This window comes from Yoonia sp. (genome assembly GCF_030731595.1).
Classification (GTDB): Bacteria; Pseudomonadota; Alphaproteobacteria; order Rhodobacterales; family Rhodobacteraceae; genus Yoonia.
In genome coordinates this window covers 1-15,915 of record NZ_JANQTS010000070.1, presented here as the reverse complement: position 1 = coordinate 15,915, position 15,915 = coordinate 1, and the positions used below count along the sequence as shown (strand labels likewise).

At 58.7% G+C, this 15,915-nt stretch carries 14 protein-coding genes; 9 read left to right on the top strand and 5 right to left on the bottom strand.

Going from position 1 to position 15,915, the window contains the following annotated elements; translation table 11 throughout:
* Positions 1-337, top strand: a 337-nt coding sequence (locus NWQ23_RS07710) for an excinuclease ABC subunit B (protein ID WP_306165689.1), incomplete at its 5' end; no start/stop codon positions are given.
* Positions 338-345: 8 nt separating this feature from the next.
* Positions 346-816, top strand: a complete 471-nt coding sequence (locus NWQ23_RS07705) for a HugZ family protein (RefSeq protein WP_306165687.1) — start codon at positions 346-348, stop codon at positions 814-816.
* On the opposite strand, the gene NWQ23_RS07700 is transcribed toward NWQ23_RS07705, so the two are convergent.
* The 4 genes from NWQ23_RS07700 to NWQ23_RS07685 all read right to left on the bottom strand — a co-directional run bounded on the left by NWQ23_RS07700 (position 811) and on the right by NWQ23_RS07685 (position 4,679).
* On the bottom strand, positions 811-1,320 hold the full coding sequence (locus NWQ23_RS07700) for a hypothetical protein (RefSeq protein ID WP_306165686.1): 510 nt from the start codon (positions 1,318-1,320) through the stop codon (positions 811-813). The two genes, NWQ23_RS07705 and NWQ23_RS07700, sit on opposite strands and share 6 nt — an antisense overlap.
* A 104-nt stretch (positions 1,321-1,424) precedes the next feature.
* The gene (locus NWQ23_RS07695) at positions 1,425-2,759 is read right to left on the bottom strand and encodes an ABC transporter permease (protein ID WP_306165685.1); all 1,335 of its coding nucleotides are present in this window, start codon (positions 2,757-2,759) and stop codon (positions 1,425-1,427) included.
* Positions 2,759-3,562: a taurine ABC transporter ATP-binding protein gene (locus NWQ23_RS07690; protein ID WP_306165684.1), complete on the bottom strand. Its 804-nt coding sequence runs from the start codon at positions 3,560-3,562 to the stop codon at positions 2,759-2,761. The genes NWQ23_RS07695 and NWQ23_RS07690 overlap by 1 nt, the downstream gene beginning before the upstream one ends.
* 109 nt (positions 3,563-3,671) lie before the next feature.
* On the bottom strand, positions 3,672-4,679 hold the full coding sequence (locus tag NWQ23_RS07685; RefSeq protein ID WP_306165683.1) for an ABC transporter substrate-binding protein: 1,008 nt from the start codon (positions 4,677-4,679) through the stop codon (positions 3,672-3,674).
* A gap of 481 nt (positions 4,680-5,160) precedes the next feature.
* On the opposite strand from NWQ23_RS07685, the gene NWQ23_RS07680 reads away from it, so the two are divergent.
* Positions 5,161-6,543, top strand: coding sequence for an aspartate aminotransferase family protein (locus NWQ23_RS07680; protein ID WP_306165682.1), 1,383 nt, complete (start codon positions 5,161-5,163; stop codon positions 6,541-6,543).
* On the opposite strand, the gene NWQ23_RS07675 is transcribed toward NWQ23_RS07680, so the two are convergent.
* Positions 6,540-6,677, bottom strand: a complete 138-nt coding sequence (locus NWQ23_RS07675; RefSeq protein ID WP_306165681.1) for a hypothetical protein — start codon at positions 6,675-6,677, stop codon at positions 6,540-6,542. The two genes, NWQ23_RS07680 and NWQ23_RS07675, sit on opposite strands and share 4 nt — an antisense overlap.
* A gap of 158 nt (positions 6,678-6,835) precedes the next feature.
* Between NWQ23_RS07675 and NWQ23_RS07670 the strand changes: the two genes are divergently transcribed.
* The 6 genes from NWQ23_RS07670 to NWQ23_RS07645 form a co-directional block, all read left to right on the top strand.
* Complete coding sequence (locus NWQ23_RS07670; RefSeq protein ID WP_306165680.1) at positions 6,836-8,296, top strand: PLP-dependent aminotransferase family protein; 1,461 nt, start codon at positions 6,836-6,838, stop codon at positions 8,294-8,296.
* A gap of 158 nt (positions 8,297-8,454) precedes the next feature.
* A complete protein-coding gene (gene xsc, locus NWQ23_RS07665) occupies positions 8,455-10,227 on the top strand; it encodes a sulfoacetaldehyde acetyltransferase (protein WP_306165679.1) in 1,773 nt (590 codons plus the stop codon).
* 116 nt (positions 10,228-10,343) lie between these two features.
* A complete protein-coding gene (locus NWQ23_RS07660; RefSeq protein ID WP_306165678.1) occupies positions 10,344-11,279 on the top strand; it encodes a phosphate acyltransferase in 936 nt (311 codons plus the stop codon).
* A 52-nt stretch (positions 11,280-11,331) separates the two neighbouring features.
* Positions 11,332-12,396 carry an acetate/propionate family kinase gene (locus NWQ23_RS07655; protein ID WP_306165677.1) on the top strand — a complete coding sequence of 355 codons (1,065 nt, stop codon included), beginning with the start codon at positions 11,332-11,334 and terminating at the stop codon, positions 12,394-12,396.
* Complete coding sequence (locus NWQ23_RS07650; RefSeq protein WP_306165676.1) at positions 12,397-13,161, top strand: sulfite exporter TauE/SafE family protein; 765 nt, start codon at positions 12,397-12,399, stop codon at positions 13,159-13,161.
* Between the two features lie 11 nt (positions 13,162-13,172).
* A partial coding sequence (locus NWQ23_RS07645; protein ID WP_306165675.1) for a molybdopterin oxidoreductase family protein occupies positions 13,173-15,915 on the top strand: 2,743 nt, incomplete at its 3' end.

The following is a 15,915-nucleotide window of genomic DNA, read 5'->3' as shown; positions in this document are numbered from 1 at the left end:
CGCAGAGGGCGAAATCACCGTCACCTATGACGCCTCATTGCCCGAATACACCGTCACCGTGACCCTGCCTGCTGGCGCTTGGCCGAGCGATCCCACATTCGGCATGGCCTTCGCCGGAGAACGACCGAACACGATCCAGACCAATTTCTTCACACGCAGCGCCGATGGCCGGAGCCTCACCGTCAGGGACCGTGGCTTTGGCAATGTGCTCAACGGGCTGCAATTCAACACCCGCGCCTATGCGATCCTTGGGGACACCACCGTGGGATTTGCACTCGACGGGATTGGCCCCGCAATCGAAGCATTCCGCGATTGCCCCGCCGCCAATCTGGCGTAGTCTGGGGCATGCCCAAACCCGACCCGATCAACCCGACCGACGCCGACGCGCGCGCTCTTGCACAGCAGTTGCTGGCGATGACACGCTTTGGCGCGCTGGCTGTTACCCATCCCGAAAGCGGCACACCTTACGTCGCACGGGTCGCCATGATCTGGACGGATGGCGCGATTTTGTCCCTGATATCAACGCTTTCCACACATACCAAAGCGCTGCAAGCCAACCCCGCCTGCGCCGTTCTGGTGGGCGAACCCGGCGTCAAGGGTGACCCGCTGACCCACCCCCGCATGACGTTGACCTGCATGGCCAGCCTGACGGACAAGGCCGCGTTCAAAGGCAAATGGCTAAACGCCATTCCCAAGGCCCAACTCTACTACGACTTCACAGATTTTCTGATGTTCCGGCTGACACCGCAGAACATCGACCTGAACGGCGGCTTCGGCAAAGCCTTCCGGCTGACCCCGCAAGACCTGCTGTCATAAGGTCCCGCGCCACTTCACGGCCCCGTCGCGCCACTGGCCGCCAACAAGTGTCCCTTTCTTGGCCGCATGGGGAAACTGCACGCGCCAATCGCGGAACTGATCGTTGGTGACGATCCGCAACCCATGGTCAGAGGCAAAGGCAAGGATTCCCTCATCTGCCACGACACCTTTGTCGACCACGCAGATATGTTTGGCAGGTATACCGGTCAAAGACTCGAGTTTGGTTTCGTTGTAGTAGCGGTCGCCCAATTTATAACCGACGCTCGCATCAAAGAAGACAATTGGTGTATGCCCTTTGGTCTCGATGCTGCGCAAGACCCGCGCAAGGACGTCGGCGGATGGATCGCCACCCCAATGCATCACGTTGGAACCATCAACGACAATGGCGTTGGGCGGCGGCTGGCGAGCAAGGTCGACTGGCGCTGTGCCCCGCGCCCGTCGCCAGATCAGCAGGACAAACACCAGCAGCGACGGCGCCAGCAGGATCAGGATATCTTGATACATGTCTAGCGTTATAACCGGCTGAGCACCTCCCGCAATACGTGAACGAAAAAGACAGGCTGCCCGTGCAGCCTGCCTTTGCATTCACCTAGGACGACGCGCGGGGATCAGCCCTTGCCTTTCCAAGGCACCAGCCATTTTTCGGCCTGCCGCATCAACATATCAATGCTGAACCCGATGATCCCGATCAGGATGATCCCCATCAGGACGATATCCGTACTTTGGAATTTGGAGGCCACCATGATCATCATGCCCGCCCCCTTTTCCGCCGCGACCAGTTCAGCGGCCACCACTGTGCCCCAGCACACACCCATAGCCACGCGGGCACCCGTAAATATCTCGGGCAGGGAGTTGGGAATGATGACATGGCGCATGATCTGCCATTTGGATGCGCCAAGGCTATAGGCCGCGTGGACCTTGGATATCCGCACGCCCGACACACCAGACCGCGCGGCAATCGCCATGATCCAGAGGGCCGCAAGGAACAGCAGGATGATTTTGCCGACCTCGCCAATCCCCGCCCAAATGATCACAAGCGGGATCAATGCAAGCGGCGGCACAGGGCGCATGAATTCCACAATCGGATCAAACCAGCCACGGAACCAGTTGGACAGGCCCATCGCATAGCCCAGAGGGATACCGACCAGCGCGCCCAGCAGGAAACCGACAATCACGCGGAACAGCGAATATCCCAGATGCTCGGCCAATGTAGAGTTGCGGTAGCCGACAGTTGCGATCTCGCCCAGACGGCTCCACACCGCTTCGGGCGCCGGCAGCCAGATCGGCTCCATCTGCATGCCTGTGGCGGGTACGATATTCAGGGTGCCCTTGTCGGACATCGCAACGCGCCCAAAGGCCACATCGACCGCATCGCCCGGCGCGATCGGTTGCCCGTCAACCGCCGTGATGAAGGTATCCTCGTCGCGGCCCATTTCGTCGTTCATATCCACACGCAGCAATTCACTGCGATAGCTGGGAATGGCGATGGAATCGTTCTTTGCGATCCCGTCACCGGGTGCAACTTCCGGCGCCGCCGTCTCTTCAGTCAACGGATGTACGACAACTGAAACGGTCGCATCATCAGTTTGGCCATCGGGCGTGGTAATCGTATACGTGAATGACCCCTCGCCCACAAAGGGGCCCGGCGCATGCAGAAAGCCCGGCAACAGTTTCGACCCGGTGAATGCGCCCCAGAGCACAAAAATCAGCACGATCGAAACGACCGATGCGGCAGTGTTGGAGGTCACGGCGCTTTCGTCCCCGAACGTCACAGTCTTGAGGGATCCATAGTCCCTTTTCGGAGTCAGAAGCTTTCTGATAGCACCCCAGATCACCATCATCAAAAGGATCAGAAGGATGTAGCCAATGATAAAGGGCGCGGCCACAAGAAGTGTTTGCAAGACGGCAACCAATTCGCCCCAGAGGTCTGCGAGAAGTTCCATTATGCGTCCTCCGTCCGGCCCATGATTTCTTCTTCCATGTCCCAAATCATGCCAAGGATTTCCTCACGGGTTTGACCGAACGTGGGGTGCTTCTTCACCTCGCGCAGGTCTTGCCCCACGCCCATCTCGGCAAATGGCAGCCGGTATTCGGTGTGGATACGGCCCGGACGCGGGGCCATGACGATCAGGCGCTCGCCCAGGAGCAACGCCTCTTCAACAGAGTGCGTGATCAGAATGATCGTCTTGCCGGTCTCTTTCCAAAGCTTCAGAACCAATCCCTGCATCTTTTCGCGGGTCAGCGCATCAAGCGCGCCAAGGGGTTCGTCCATCAAGATCACATCAGGCTCGTTGGCCAGACAGCGGGCCAAGGCTACGCGCTGCTGCATACCGCCTGACAGTTCGTAAACGGCCTTTTCCTTGAAGTCCTGCAATCCCACGACATCCAGCAGGTGATCGACGATCTTTTTCTTTTCCGCCTTGGGCATCCCCTTCATCGACGGGCCAAAGCCCACGTTCTCGCGAACGCTCATCCATTCGAACAGCGCACCTTGCTGGAATACCATACCGCGCTCGGCAGCAGGGCCCTTCACGGTATGCCCGTTCAGAACAATCCTGCCATCAGTTGGGGCCAGGAACCCTGCCACGATATTGAGCAATGTCGTCTTGCCGCAGCCCGATGGCCCCAGCACGGACAGCAACTCGCCTGCCTTCAGGTCGATTGAAACGTCTTTGAGCGCCTGCACGGAGGATCCGTTGGGCAAGTCAAATCGCATCGACAATTTTTCTATTTGTAGTCCCGACATCACCGACCCCATCGTTTTCCCTGATAAGCCTTGCCTGGCATCCGCAAGACTTATCACGAAAAAAAGCGGAAAACTGGCGCGAGGTGAGCCCCGCGCCAGCCTTATTGGATTACATGTCGTTGACGGCGGTCAATGGACCGAGGTTGATGCTGCTGGCATAGCTGTCCAGCGCCGATGGGATCGAACCGGACTCAACAAACACATCGGCCACACCCTTCATGAAGGATGGAGCAGCGCCGCCAAGCCATGCGCTTGACAGTTGTGTCGCAACATCGGGGAACACGAATGTTGCCATCGTTTCGGCTGTCGCGGTTTCATCCATGCCCGCATCGTTTGCGATGACAGGCAGCATTTCGGCAACGCCCGATCCATCGTTCCATGAAGCGTTTGCAGCGGCAGTCACCTCAAGGAACTTGGCCACCAACTCTGGGTTTTCGGCCACAAAACTGGCAGGCGCAGATGTTACGTCAAACACCAGAATGCCCAGAGCTTCTTTTTCCGCACCAGTCAACAGCACGTTGCCGTGTTCTTTCATGCGGCGCAGCGCACCGCCCCAACCGCAAGCCATGTCGACCTGCCCTTGGGCAATCGCTGCCGCGCCATCGGCGGGCGCCATGTCAACGATATCAAGCGAGGCAAGATCGACACCAAAGTGGTCCATCTGGCGCAAGAAGCCATAATGCGCAGCGGTCCCCAATGGCACGGCCACTTTCTTGCCTGCCAGTTCGGATGCACTGCTTGCATCAATCTCAAGACCAGAAGAGACCACGCAATTGTCGTTGTCTGCATAGGATACCGCCACATCAAGGATCTGCAGATCCTGACCGGCTGAAGTGGCAACCACGAAAGGCGGCACACCTTGGCTGACCGAAATCTGTACGTCGCCGGAGGCCATCGCAGCCGACATCGCAGTACCCGCGTCAAAGCTGACCCAGTTCACTTTGACGCCCATGACTTCGTCGTAAGTGCCGTTCACTTTGGCAAACTGGAATGGCATTGGCCATTCAAGGAAATAGCCTACTGTAATTTCGCCATGCGCTTCGGCCACAGCTTGGGTTGCGCCGGTCATAAGAGCAACGCCCGCTGCGGCACCCATCAGTGCATTCTTAATGTTCATTTTCCGTCTCCATGTTGTGGCCCCTTTGTCGAGGGCCAGGGAAATCGGCAGGTTTGCCCCGCCCTTGTTAACTTAACTGAACATGTATTCCGAGGTGTTCCAAGGCTTTGCATGATCAGTCGGTCGAATGACGCCGTTCAGACGCCGGATTGGCCTCGTCGTGTCTGGTTTGCCCAATAAATCGACAAGTCGGGGAGTAGCCAAAGAAATTCGGCGCCATAGGTCAATCATGGATATTGGACCGATCCGCATCGAAATTCGGGTTAGGCAACAGATTTCTGAAATTTAATCACATATTTTCATGCGCTTAACCTTGGATACCCCCTCGCGACAGCAAAGGGCTCTTGGAATTTGGCTATATCTATGCGGATCAACTGGCCCTATTGAGCTAGGCACGCCTGTAGGCAAACTGCACAGAATACTGGCTTGCGACGAATTGGATTCGCGCAGCCTTTTCCCTTTTGTCATTGGAGCATCGGACATGGACACGCAGACCTTCGCAAACGATCCCGGCCATGTGGTCGAAGCTGACCGGGCGCATGTTTGGCATCACCTCAGCCAGCACAAACCCTACGAGACCATCGACCCGCGCATCATTGTCGAAGGCAAGGGCCTGCGCCTGTGGGACATTAAAGGCAAAGAGCATGTGGATGCTGTTTCCGGCGGCGTCTGGACCGTGAACATCGGCTATGGCCGCGCACGGATGGGTCAGGCCATTTCGGATGCTGTGACCAAGATGTGCTTTTTCGGCGGCTCTTTGGGTACGATACCCGGCGCGCAATTCGCAGAAATGCTGATCGACAAGATGCCGGGCCTTGATCGGGTCTACTATGCAAACTCTGGTTCCGAGGCGAACGAAAAAGCCTTCAAGATGGTCCGCCAGATCAGCCACAAACATTACGGTGGGAAGAAAAACAAGATCCTCTACCGCGAACGCGACTATCACGGCTCGACGATCGGGACGATGTCGGCAGGTGGACAGGACGAGCGCAACGCACAATACGGTCCCTTTGCACCCGGTTTCATAAAAGTCCCGCATTGCCTTGAATACCGGTCGCAAGACGGATCGACCGGCGAGGAATACGGCGCAAAGGCAGCGCAGGCGATCGAGGATGTGATCCTTGCCGAAGGCGCGGACACGATCGGTGCGCTCTGCCTTGAACCCATCACAGCGGGTGGCGGTATCATCGTGCCTCCCAAAGGTTATTGGGAACGTGTGCAGGAAATCTGCAAGAAATACGATATTCTGTTGCACATCGACGAAGTCGTCTGCGGCCTTGGCCGGACCGGGACATGGTTCGGCTACCAGCAGTTTGGCGTCCAGCCCGACATCGTGACGATGGCCAAAGGCGTGGCCTCTGGTTATGCCGCGATTTCGTGCTGCGTCACCACCAACCGTGTGTTTGACATGTTCAAGGACGACACCGACAAGCTTAGCTATTTCCGCGACATCTCGACCTTCGGGGGTTGCACGGCGGGTCCGGCAGCGGCCATCGAGAACATGAAAATCATCGAGGAAGAAGACCTGCGCGGCAACTCTGCCGCCATGGGCGAGCACCTCAAGGGCAACCTGCTTGCCTTGATGGACAAGCATAAATGGATCGGCGATGTGCGCGGCATGGGTCTTTTTGCTGGTGCCGAACTGGTGACAGATCGCGACACCAAAGAGCCCGTGGACGAAAAACAGGTGGCCGCCATCGTGGCCGACTGCATGGCTCAGGGGGTCATCATAGGGGCGACAAACCGGTCACTGCCCGGCTACAACAACACCTTGCTCTTTGCTCCTGCGCTGATCGCGACCAAGGATGATCTTGACCATGTGACCGAAGCGGTTGATGCCGCAATCACGCGCGTCTTGGGCTAACGACGATCCGGAGCGGGCGCCATCGCGACCCGCTCCGCGATCTCGCAGGGCTGATGGAGCGTTTCTGACGTGAGAACCGTTGCGAAAGACACGGCCCCCACAATTGCGATAAAGAAGATTTGCAAGATTTTCATGGCGCGCTCCGCTTTGGTTCATTTCTAGAACGCGCGGGCTGCCGTTTTCCGTCACTTCATTCGGTGAATTTCCTAGTTTGTAGAGCGGACAAACCACGCAAACCAACTTGCGCATCCTATCATTTAAGTCCAGTCTGGCGCGACCCTAAGGCCAGACAATGTCAATTTCCGTTGAAACCTTCTTTCTTGACCCATCGGCAGAAGGCACGCTGCAAGCGCGCATTCAGCAGATGGTTGCGCAGGGTATTCTTGCAGGGCGGTTCCGGCCCGGCGAGCGGCTGCCATCTTCGCGCAAGATGGCGGCACACCTTGGCGTGAGCCGGATCACCGTCACACTGGCCTATACCGAACTGGTCGCTGACGATTACCTGTCATCGCGCGGGCGGTCCGGCTACTATGTGTCGGAAAATGCTCCTGAACCGCCCGCCTTTCCCGCACAGCGTTTCAACGCAGGCACCGTGGACTGGACCCGCGCCATCGGGCAGCGGTTTACGCCCGGACTTAGCCTCGACAAACCTGCGGATTGGGCCAACTACCGCTATCCTTTTATTTATGGCCAAGCGGACAAAACGCTGTTTGACAGCGCCAACTGGCGGCTTTGTGCCCTGCGGGCCTTGGGTATGCGAGACTTTAGCGCACTGACCGCGGATTACTTCGACGGGGACGATCCGCAACTGGTGGATTTCATCGCCCGCCAGACGCTGCCACGGCGGGGCATATTGGCGAATACAGACGAGATCTTGATCACCATGGGCGCACAAAACGCGCTGTGGCTCTCTGCACAAGTGCTGTTGAACAGCCGCCGCCGTGCCGCGATTGAAGACCCCTGTTATCCCGCGCTGCGTACCATCCTGACCCAGTCGCGTTGCCAACTCAGCGTGGTTCCGGTGGATCAGGACGGCCTGCCACCCGAAGACCTGCCACCACACACCGATGTCGTCTTTACCACGCCCAGTCACCAATGCCCTACCACCGCGACGATGCCGCTGGAGCGCCGTAAGCGGCTGTTGGAAAAGGCCGAGGCCGAGGATTTTCTGATCGTTGAAGACGACTATGAGTTCGAGATGTCATTCCTCAATGCGCCCTCGCCCTCGCTCAAATCGCTCGACCAGAACGGGCGGGTGATCTACGTGGGCTCTTTCTCGAAATCGCTGTTTCCGGGGTTGCGGCTGGGCTACCTTGTCGGACCTGCACCCTTTATTCGCGAGGCGCGCGCGCTTCGGGCCACCGTGCTGCGCCATCCCCCCGGACACATTCAACGGACCGTCAGCTATTACCTGTCGCTGGGCCATTATGATGCGCTGGTGCGGCGGATGAGCAAGACCTACCACGAGCGGCGGCAAGTGATGGATGCGGCGCTGCATGCGCATGGTCTGACCATCGCGGGGCAAGGGACCTATGGCGGATCATCGGTCTGGCTGCGCGCACCTGATACGGTCAATACCACTGAACTCGCCGAACGTCTGCGGGCCGACAACGTGCTGGTTGAACCCGGCGCACCCTTCTTTGCCAGTGAAACGCCACCGAGCCAATATTTGCGCTTGGCCTATTCCTCGATCCCGTCAGCCCGTATTCCTGAGGGTATTCGCCTGATCGCCAGGGCAATCTCGAATAACTGATTATTGAGACTCTTTGTCTCAATTCATTTCACTCTGGCCTTAGGATCGGTATTCAACTGGACCTAACTGTGCTACCTTGCAGACCATAGTGTCACCTCAGCAAATACAGGGATTCTGCGCCCTGTCTTTTATCGATCCAAAGGGAAGGACCCACCGCCATGAAGATGACCACCGAAGAAGCATTCGTCAAAACGCTCCAAGCCCATGGTATCCGCCATGCTTTCGGGATCATCGGCTCTGCAATGATGCCGATCTCCGACATTTTCCCTGCGGCCGGTATCAAATTCTGGGACTGCGCCCATGAAGGGTCTGCCGGTATGATGGCGGATGGATATACCCGTGCCACTGGCGAGATGTCGATGATGATCGCGCAGAACGGCCCCGGTATCACGAACTTTGTGACCGCAGTCAAAACCGCCTATTGGAACCACACACCGTGCCTATTGGTAACCCCGCAAGCGGCCAATAAGACCATCGGTCAGGGTGGCTTTCAGGAAATGGAACAGATGAACCTGTTCAAGGATTGTGTGGCCTATCAGGAAGAAGTCCGCGACCCGACCCGCATCTGCGAAGTTCTGGCGCGCGTGATCGCCAAAGCCAAGCGTCTGTCTGGCCCGACCCAGATCAACATCCCCCGCGACTTCTGGACCCAAGTCATTGATGTGGAAATCCCGCAGCCTGTTGAATTCGAAGTCTCACCAGGCGGCACAAATTCGATCGCCAAAGCCGCCGAGATGTTGTCGACTGCCAAATTCCCGGTGATCCTGAATGGCGCTGGCGTTGTTCTGGCTGAAGGCGGCATCGAGGCCTCGCGCGTTCTGGCGGAAACGCTCGACGCGCCGGTTTGTGTGGGCTACCAGCACAACGACGCCTTCCCCGGCAACCACCCTCTGTTCGCAGGACCTTTGGGCTATAATGGATCAAAGGCCGGCATGGAACTGATCAGCAAGGCTGATGTGGTTCTGGCACTCGGCACTCGCTTGAACCCCTTCTCGACCCTGCCGGGCTATGGCATCGACTACTGGCCAACAAACGCGAAGATCATTCAGGTCGACATTAACCCCGACCGGATCGGCCTGACCAAGAAAGTCACTGTTGGTATCGTCGGCGACGCCGCCAAAGTCGCCGCGGGCATCACAGAGCAACTGTCCGACGATGCAGGTGATGCGGGCCGCGCTGATCGCAAAGCACTGATCGCGCAGACCAAATCGGCTTGGGCGCAGGAACTGACCTCGCTTGATCACGAGCAGGACGATCCGGGCACCACATGGAACGAGCGCGCCCGCGCTGCACGCCCTGACTGGATGTCACCCCGCCAAGCATGGCGCGCTATTCAAGCCGCGATGCCGGAAGATGCGATCATTTCTTCGGACATCGGCAACAACTGCGCGATCGGCAACGCCTACCCAAGCTTCCCGACAGGGCGCAAATATCTGGCACCGGGCCTGTTTGGCCCTTGCGGCTATGGTCTGCCTGCGATCATCGGTGCGAAAATCGGCCAGCCTGATGTGCCGGTGATCGGCTTTGCGGGTGACGGCGCTTTTGGTATCTCGGTCAACGAGCTGACAGCGATTGGCCGCGACGAATGGCCCGCTATCACGCAGATCGTTTTCCGCAACTACCAGTGGGGCGCTGAAAAGCGTAACTCGACCCTGTGGTTCGACGACAATTTTGTCGGCACGGAACTCGACATGAAAGTGTCTTATGCCGGAATCGCAAACGCCTGTGGCCTCAAAGGTGTACAGGTCAAGACGATGGACGAACTGACCGCAGCACTGAACACAGCGATCAAGGATCAGATGGAAAACAACACGACCACCCTGATCGAGGTGATCCTGAACCAAGAACTTGGCGAGCCGTTCCGCCGCGACGCGATGAAGAAACCTGTCAAAGTCGCAGGCATCAGCGCGTCCGACATGGCAGCAGAGTAAACTTGCCGTTCCACTTTGGAATGGGCAGACCGGCGGCCCCCGCAGTGACATCACTGGGGGCCGCTTTTTGCCTTAGTGTTCAGTCAGGCACGCCCGCGCAATCCTGAGGAGTTGACATGAGCTCACCCTTTCTTTCGACCCGCGAAGCTGTCGCGCCAAAAGACCTGATTGCCCGCGCCCAAGCCTTTGCACCGCCACGTGTGGCCATCGCCCGCGCAGGTGCGCCCTTGCCGATGGAAGCCGCCGAAGACGCGACCAAGGCCGGCATCATGATCCCCGTCTTTGTCGGCGAGGCCGACATGATCCGCGCCGAAGCCGCCAAGCTGGATTGGGATATCTCTGGCTACGCCTTGCATGACACCACAGGCGAACAGGAGGCAGGACGTACCGCTGCGGCCCTTTGCGGCGCAGGTGAGGCCGATGTTCTGATGAAAGGCCAATTGCACACCGATGTCTTTATGAAATCAGCGGTCAGCCGCGATGCCGGGCTGCGTACCGGACAGCGCTTCGTGCATATCTTTCACATCTCGCACCCTGACGGCGGCAAGCCGATCCTGATTTCAGATGCCGCAGTCAACGTGGCCCCCGATCTTGCGACGCGGCAATCCTCGATTGTCGAGGTAAAGAAACTGCTGAACAAACTTGGCAACGCGCATCCAAAAATTGCGATCCTCTCGGCCACCGAAAGCCCGATCCCTGCGGTGCCTTCCTCGATGGATGGCAAGGCGCTGGCAGATTGGGCCCGCGAGAATGTTGCCGATATTGATGTCTCGGGGCCTTTGGCCTTTGATCTGATCATCTCGCCTGATGCAGTCGCGACCAAAAAGATGGGTTCTGATCCGGTCGCTGGCCATGCGGATGCGATTATCGTGCCCGATATCGTATCCGGAAACGCCTTGTTCAAAGCCTTTGTCTATCTCAGCGGCGGCTGTGCCGCAGGGATCGTGACGGGTGCGAAGGTCCCGATCCTGCTGACATCCCGCGCTGACCCGCCTGCTGCGCGCATTGCCTCTGCAGCGCTTGCCGCGATCAGTTGCGGATTGCCGAAATGATACGGCAAAGGGTGCCCTTGTCAGCGATTGCATGGCGCAAGGTCATGGTCACATGATCCTTGTTCTGAACGCCGGGTCTTCCTCGCTCAAGATCGAGGTGTTCGATGCTGACCTGGGATCGCTCATTTCGGGCAGCGTGACCAATTTGGGGACGATAGGGCAACTCAAGCTGGGAGACACCAGAATAACGGTTCAAACCGACAACCACGCTGACGCATTGGACCTGATGCTGACGGCCTTGGCCAAGGCAGGCTACCCGCTGAACGCCTTCAGCGCCGCGGCCCACCGTGTTGTGCATGGCGGCGCGGTTCTGACGCAGCCTGCGCGTGTTTCCCCTGCAGTGCTTGCCATCATCGAAAGCGTCGTGCCTCTTGCTCCCCTGCACAACCCCAACAATCTTGCTGGCATCTACGCCTTGCAAAGCATCGCGCCGGACCTGGCGCAATACTGCAGTTTCGGCACCGCCTTTCATGCAACAAACCCCGAGGTCGCGACCCGTTACGCCATCCCTCAGACCCATCATGACGCAGGCATTCGCAGGTACGGTTTCCACGGGCTGTCATATGCCAATATGGTCGCCGATTTCGGCGATGCCCTGCCTGCACGCTTGCTGGCGTTCCACCTTGGCAACGGGGCCAGCCTTTGTGCGATTCATCATGGCAAATCGACCGCCACATCCATGGGATATTCCCCGCTCTCGGGCCTGACCATGGGCACGCGGTCGGGCGATATCGACGGCGCGGCGGTCCTGCGGATATCCAAAGCCTTGGGCGAGGACGAGACCGACCGGATGCTGAATACCAATGCAGGACTTCAGGCGCTTGCCGGCGACAACAATATGAAAACGCTGCTGGAACGCGACGACGATGCCGCCAAGTTCGCAATCGCGCATTTCTGCTATTGGGCCGCGCGCCACGCGGGGTCTGCGATCATCGCGATGGGGGGCCTTGATGCTGTGGCCTTTACAGGTGGGATCGGCGAGAACGCAGCCCCCGTCCGCGACAAGATCATGGGCTATCTGGCGTGCTTTGGTGATGTACCCGTCCATGTGATCGCAGCCGACGAGGAAAAGCAGATCGCCCGCGACGCCCTGTCACTTATGGCACAGGGGCGCTGAATGATCGAAAGACTGCTTCTTGCCACAGACCTCAGCGGACAGGACTTCCTGATCCTGACTGGCATTGTCGTGCTGGCGGGCATCGTGCGCGGGTTTTCCGGCTTTGCCCTCTCTGCAGTCGTCATGGCGACTGCCGTGCTGATCCTGCCGCCTGTCCAACTGATCCCGATCTGCTGGTGGCTGGAAATGACCGCGTCGGTCCTGATGGCCAAGGGAGGCTGGCAAGAAGCGGATCGCGGGGTCGTTCTGGGTTTGGTGATCGGCTCGACGGTCGGCGTACCCTTCGGGCTTTGGCTGACCACATCGGTTTCGGTCGAGACCAGCAAACTGATCGTGCTGTCGATCATCATCGTCCTTGCGGCGACCCAGCTTGCCAAAATCCGGCTGCCCTTTCTTGCAACAAAGCCCGGACTTTACGGTTCCGGATTTGCCGCAGGGATCGTGACCGGATTGGCCCATGTGGGCGGCATGGTTATCGCCCTCTATGTCCTGTCGCAAGATGCGCCTGCCGCCAAGATGCGTGCCGCTTTGGTGCTTTTCTTGTTCTTTAGCGCGTTGACCTCGATGATCAGTTTCCTATGGTTCGGCATCATGGACAGCACCGGAATAGCGCGCGGCCTCGCCCTTGTCATCCCTGCAGCGATCGGGGTGGTCATTGGGCAAAAGCTCTTCATGCCGCGCCTTGCGGCCTACTATCGTCCATTCTGCCTGTCATTGCTGTGCGCCTTGGCAGGTGCCGCTTTGATACGCACGCAATTCGCTTGAAAGGTTCCGCCATGTCACTTGATCAGCCGCAACTTGATACCTCGCCTTTCGTGTCCGACGAGGTCCGCAAGACGACCTGCTATATGTGTGCCTGCCGCTGCGGGATCAACGTGCATATGAAGGGCGGCAAGGTCGCCTACATAGAGGGCAACAAGGACCACCCTGTGAACCAGGGCGTGCTTTGTGCCAAAGGCTCCGCTGGGATCATGCAGCACAATGCGCCATCGCGGTTGCGGGCACCTTTGAAGCGCGTGGGCGAGCGCGGTTCGGGTGAGTTTGAAGAAATCAGCTGGGAAGAGGCGCTGACCATCGCAACCGACTGGCTGGCCCCGATCCGTGAAAAACACCCCGAGAAACTGGCCTTCTTCACCGGCCGCGATCAATCGCAATCCTTTACCAGCTTCTGGGCGCAAGGTTTCGGCACGCCCAACTATGCCGCACACGGCGGTTTCTGTTCGGTCAACATGGCCGCTGCTGGCATTTATACGATGGGCGGCGCGTTCTGGGAATTCGGACAACCTGACTGGGACCATACAAAGCTTTTCATGCTCTTTGGCGTCGCCGAAGACCACGACAGCAACCCGATCAAAATGGGCATCGGCAAGATCAAGAAACGCGGTGCGCGGATGATCGGGGTGAACCCGATCCGCACTGGCTATAACGCAGTAGCTGACGATTGGGTCGGGATCACACCCGGCACAGACGGGCTCTTGATCCTTGCGATGGTTCATTGCCTGATGAAAGCGGGCAAGGTCGATCTGGACTATCTGGCGCGCTTTACCAATGCCTCGGTGCTGGTGAATGAAGATCCGAATTCTGACCAGTTCGGCTTGTTCCTGCGCGATGAAAATGGCCAGCCACAAGTGATCGACCGGCGCACAGGTGCGCTGGCCTCTTGGAACGGCCAAGGGGTCGAACCCGATCTGGCAGCGACGCACCGCGCCAAAGGCGTCACGCACCGCCCGGTGTTCCACCTGATGGCCGACCGCTACCTGTCAGACGACTACGCCCCCGAAGCAGTAGCCGAACGCTGCGGCATCCCTGCCGCACGCATCCGCGCGCTCGCCGCTGATCTGGCCCGTGTCGCCTTTGACGAAGCGATCGAGCTGGACCGCCCTTGGACCGATTTCCGCGGCGTGAAGCACGACAAGATGATCGGGCGGCCCGTCAGCTTTCACGCGATGCGTGGCATCTCTGCACATTCCAACGGTTTCCAGACCTGCCGCGCGCTCCACGTCCTGCAAATCCTCTTGGGTGCGGTGGAAACGCCCGGCGGTATGCGGTTCAAGCCACCCTACCCCAAGCCCGCCACGGCGCACCCCAAGCCCCACGGCAAAGTCACCCCCGGTGCGGCGCTTGACGGTCCGCATCTGGGCTATACCCATGGCCCCGAAGACCTGCTTTTGGACGAAGACGGCAACCCCAAACGGATCGACAAAGCCTATTCATGGGAAAACCCGATGTCAGCGCATGGTCTGATGCATATGGTGATTTCCAATGCGCACGCGGGCGATCCCTACAAGATCGACACGCTGTTCATGTATATGGCGAATATGTCGTGGAACTCCTCGATGAATACGGGCGGCGTGATGAAGATGCTGACCGACAAGGACGCGAACGGCGATTATGTGATCCCCAAGATCATCTATTCCGATGCCTATTCATCCGAAATGGTGGCCTATGCCGACCTGATCCTGCCCGATACCACCTATCTGGAACGGCATGATTGCATCAGCTTGCTGGATCGCCCGATCTGCGAAGCGGACGGGGTTGCCGATGCGATCCGCTGGCCTGTCGTCGCACCCGACCGCGATGTGCGCGGGTTCCAGTCGGTGCTGTGCGATCTGGGCGCGCGGCTGAACCTGCCCGGCTTCGTCAACGCAGACGGCAGCCAGAAGTATCAGGACTACGCCGATTACATCACCAACCACATGCGGCGGCCCGGCGTCGGCCCGCTGGCCGGTTTCCGCAAAGGGCCTGACGGGCCGCAAGGCGGGCGCGGCGAAGTGAACCCCGACCAGTTGCAAGACTATATCGACAATGGCGGTTTCTGGATCGAACACGTTCCGGAGAACGCCGCCTACTACAAACCCTTCAGTACGGAATACCAGGACTGGGCCGTGAAGATGGGCTTTTACGATGTGGTCCAGCCCTACATCTTCCAGCTTTACGTCGAACCCCTGCGCAAATTCCAGGCCGCTGCCGAAGGCATCGGGACACGGCAACCGCCAGAGCATCTGCGCGCGCGTTTGAAACTGACGATGGACCCGCTCCCGATCTGGTATGCGCCGATGGAAGATGGCTATGCCGATCCGGTTGAATACCCGATCCATGCGCTGACCCAGCGGCCAATGGCGATGTACCACTCTTGGGGCACGCAAAACGCATGGCTGCGGCAAATCCACGGGCATAACCCGCTTTATGTGCCCACCAAAATTTGGGAGGCCAACGGCTTCAAGGAGGGGGACTGGGCGCGCGTCAGTTCGGTCCACGGGTCGATCACCGTGCCAGTGGCACATCAGGCCAGCCTGAACGAAAACACCGTCTGGACGTGGAATGCCATCGGCAAGCGCAAGGGCGCTTGGGCGCTGGACAAAGACGCGCCAGAGGCCACCAAGGGCTTCTTGCTCAACCACCTGATCCACGAACTTCTGCCGCCCAAAGGCGACGGCCTGCGCTGGGCGAACTCCGACCCGATCACCGGACAGGCGGCGTGGTTCGACCTGCGTGTCAAAATCGAGAAATCAGCCGTCC

What these genes read in the sequence shown, in the direction of transcription:
- xsc (WP_306165679.1), top strand. Translation starts at nt 8,455, where the DNA reads ATGAAGATGACCACCGAAGAAGCATTCGTCAAAACGCTCCAAGCCCAT.
- NWQ23_RS07670 (WP_306165680.1), top strand. Translation starts at nt 6,836, where the DNA reads ATGTCAATTTCCGTTGAAACCTTCTTTCTTGACCCATCGGCAGAAGGC.
- NWQ23_RS07690 (WP_306165684.1), bottom strand. Translation starts at nt 3,562, where the DNA reads ATGTCGGGACTACAAATAGAAAAATTGTCGATGCGATTTGACTTGCCC.
- NWQ23_RS07660 (WP_306165678.1), top strand. Translation starts at nt 10,344, where the DNA reads ATGAGCTCACCCTTTCTTTCGACCCGCGAAGCTGTCGCGCCAAAAGAC.
- NWQ23_RS07695 (WP_306165685.1), bottom strand. Translation starts at nt 2,759, where the DNA reads ATGGAACTTCTCGCAGACCTCTGGGGCGAATTGGTTGCCGTCTTGCAA.
- NWQ23_RS07705 (WP_306165687.1), top strand. Translation starts at nt 346, where the DNA reads ATGCCCAAACCCGACCCGATCAACCCGACCGACGCCGACGCGCGCGCT.
- NWQ23_RS07650 (WP_306165676.1), top strand. Translation starts at nt 12,397, where the DNA reads ATGATCGAAAGACTGCTTCTTGCCACAGACCTCAGCGGACAGGACTTC.
- NWQ23_RS07680 (WP_306165682.1), top strand. Translation starts at nt 5,161, where the DNA reads ATGGACACGCAGACCTTCGCAAACGATCCCGGCCATGTGGTCGAAGCT.
- NWQ23_RS07655 (WP_306165677.1), top strand. Translation starts at nt 11,332, where the DNA reads ATGATCCTTGTTCTGAACGCCGGGTCTTCCTCGCTCAAGATCGAGGTG.
- NWQ23_RS07685 (WP_306165683.1), bottom strand. Translation starts at nt 4,679, where the DNA reads ATGAACATTAAGAATGCACTGATGGGTGCCGCAGCGGGCGTTGCTCTT.
- NWQ23_RS07675 (WP_306165681.1), bottom strand. Translation starts at nt 6,677, where the DNA reads ATGAAAATCTTGCAAATCTTCTTTATCGCAATTGTGGGGGCCGTGTCT.
- NWQ23_RS07700 (WP_306165686.1), bottom strand. Translation starts at nt 1,320, where the DNA reads ATGTATCAAGATATCCTGATCCTGCTGGCGCCGTCGCTGCTGGTGTTT.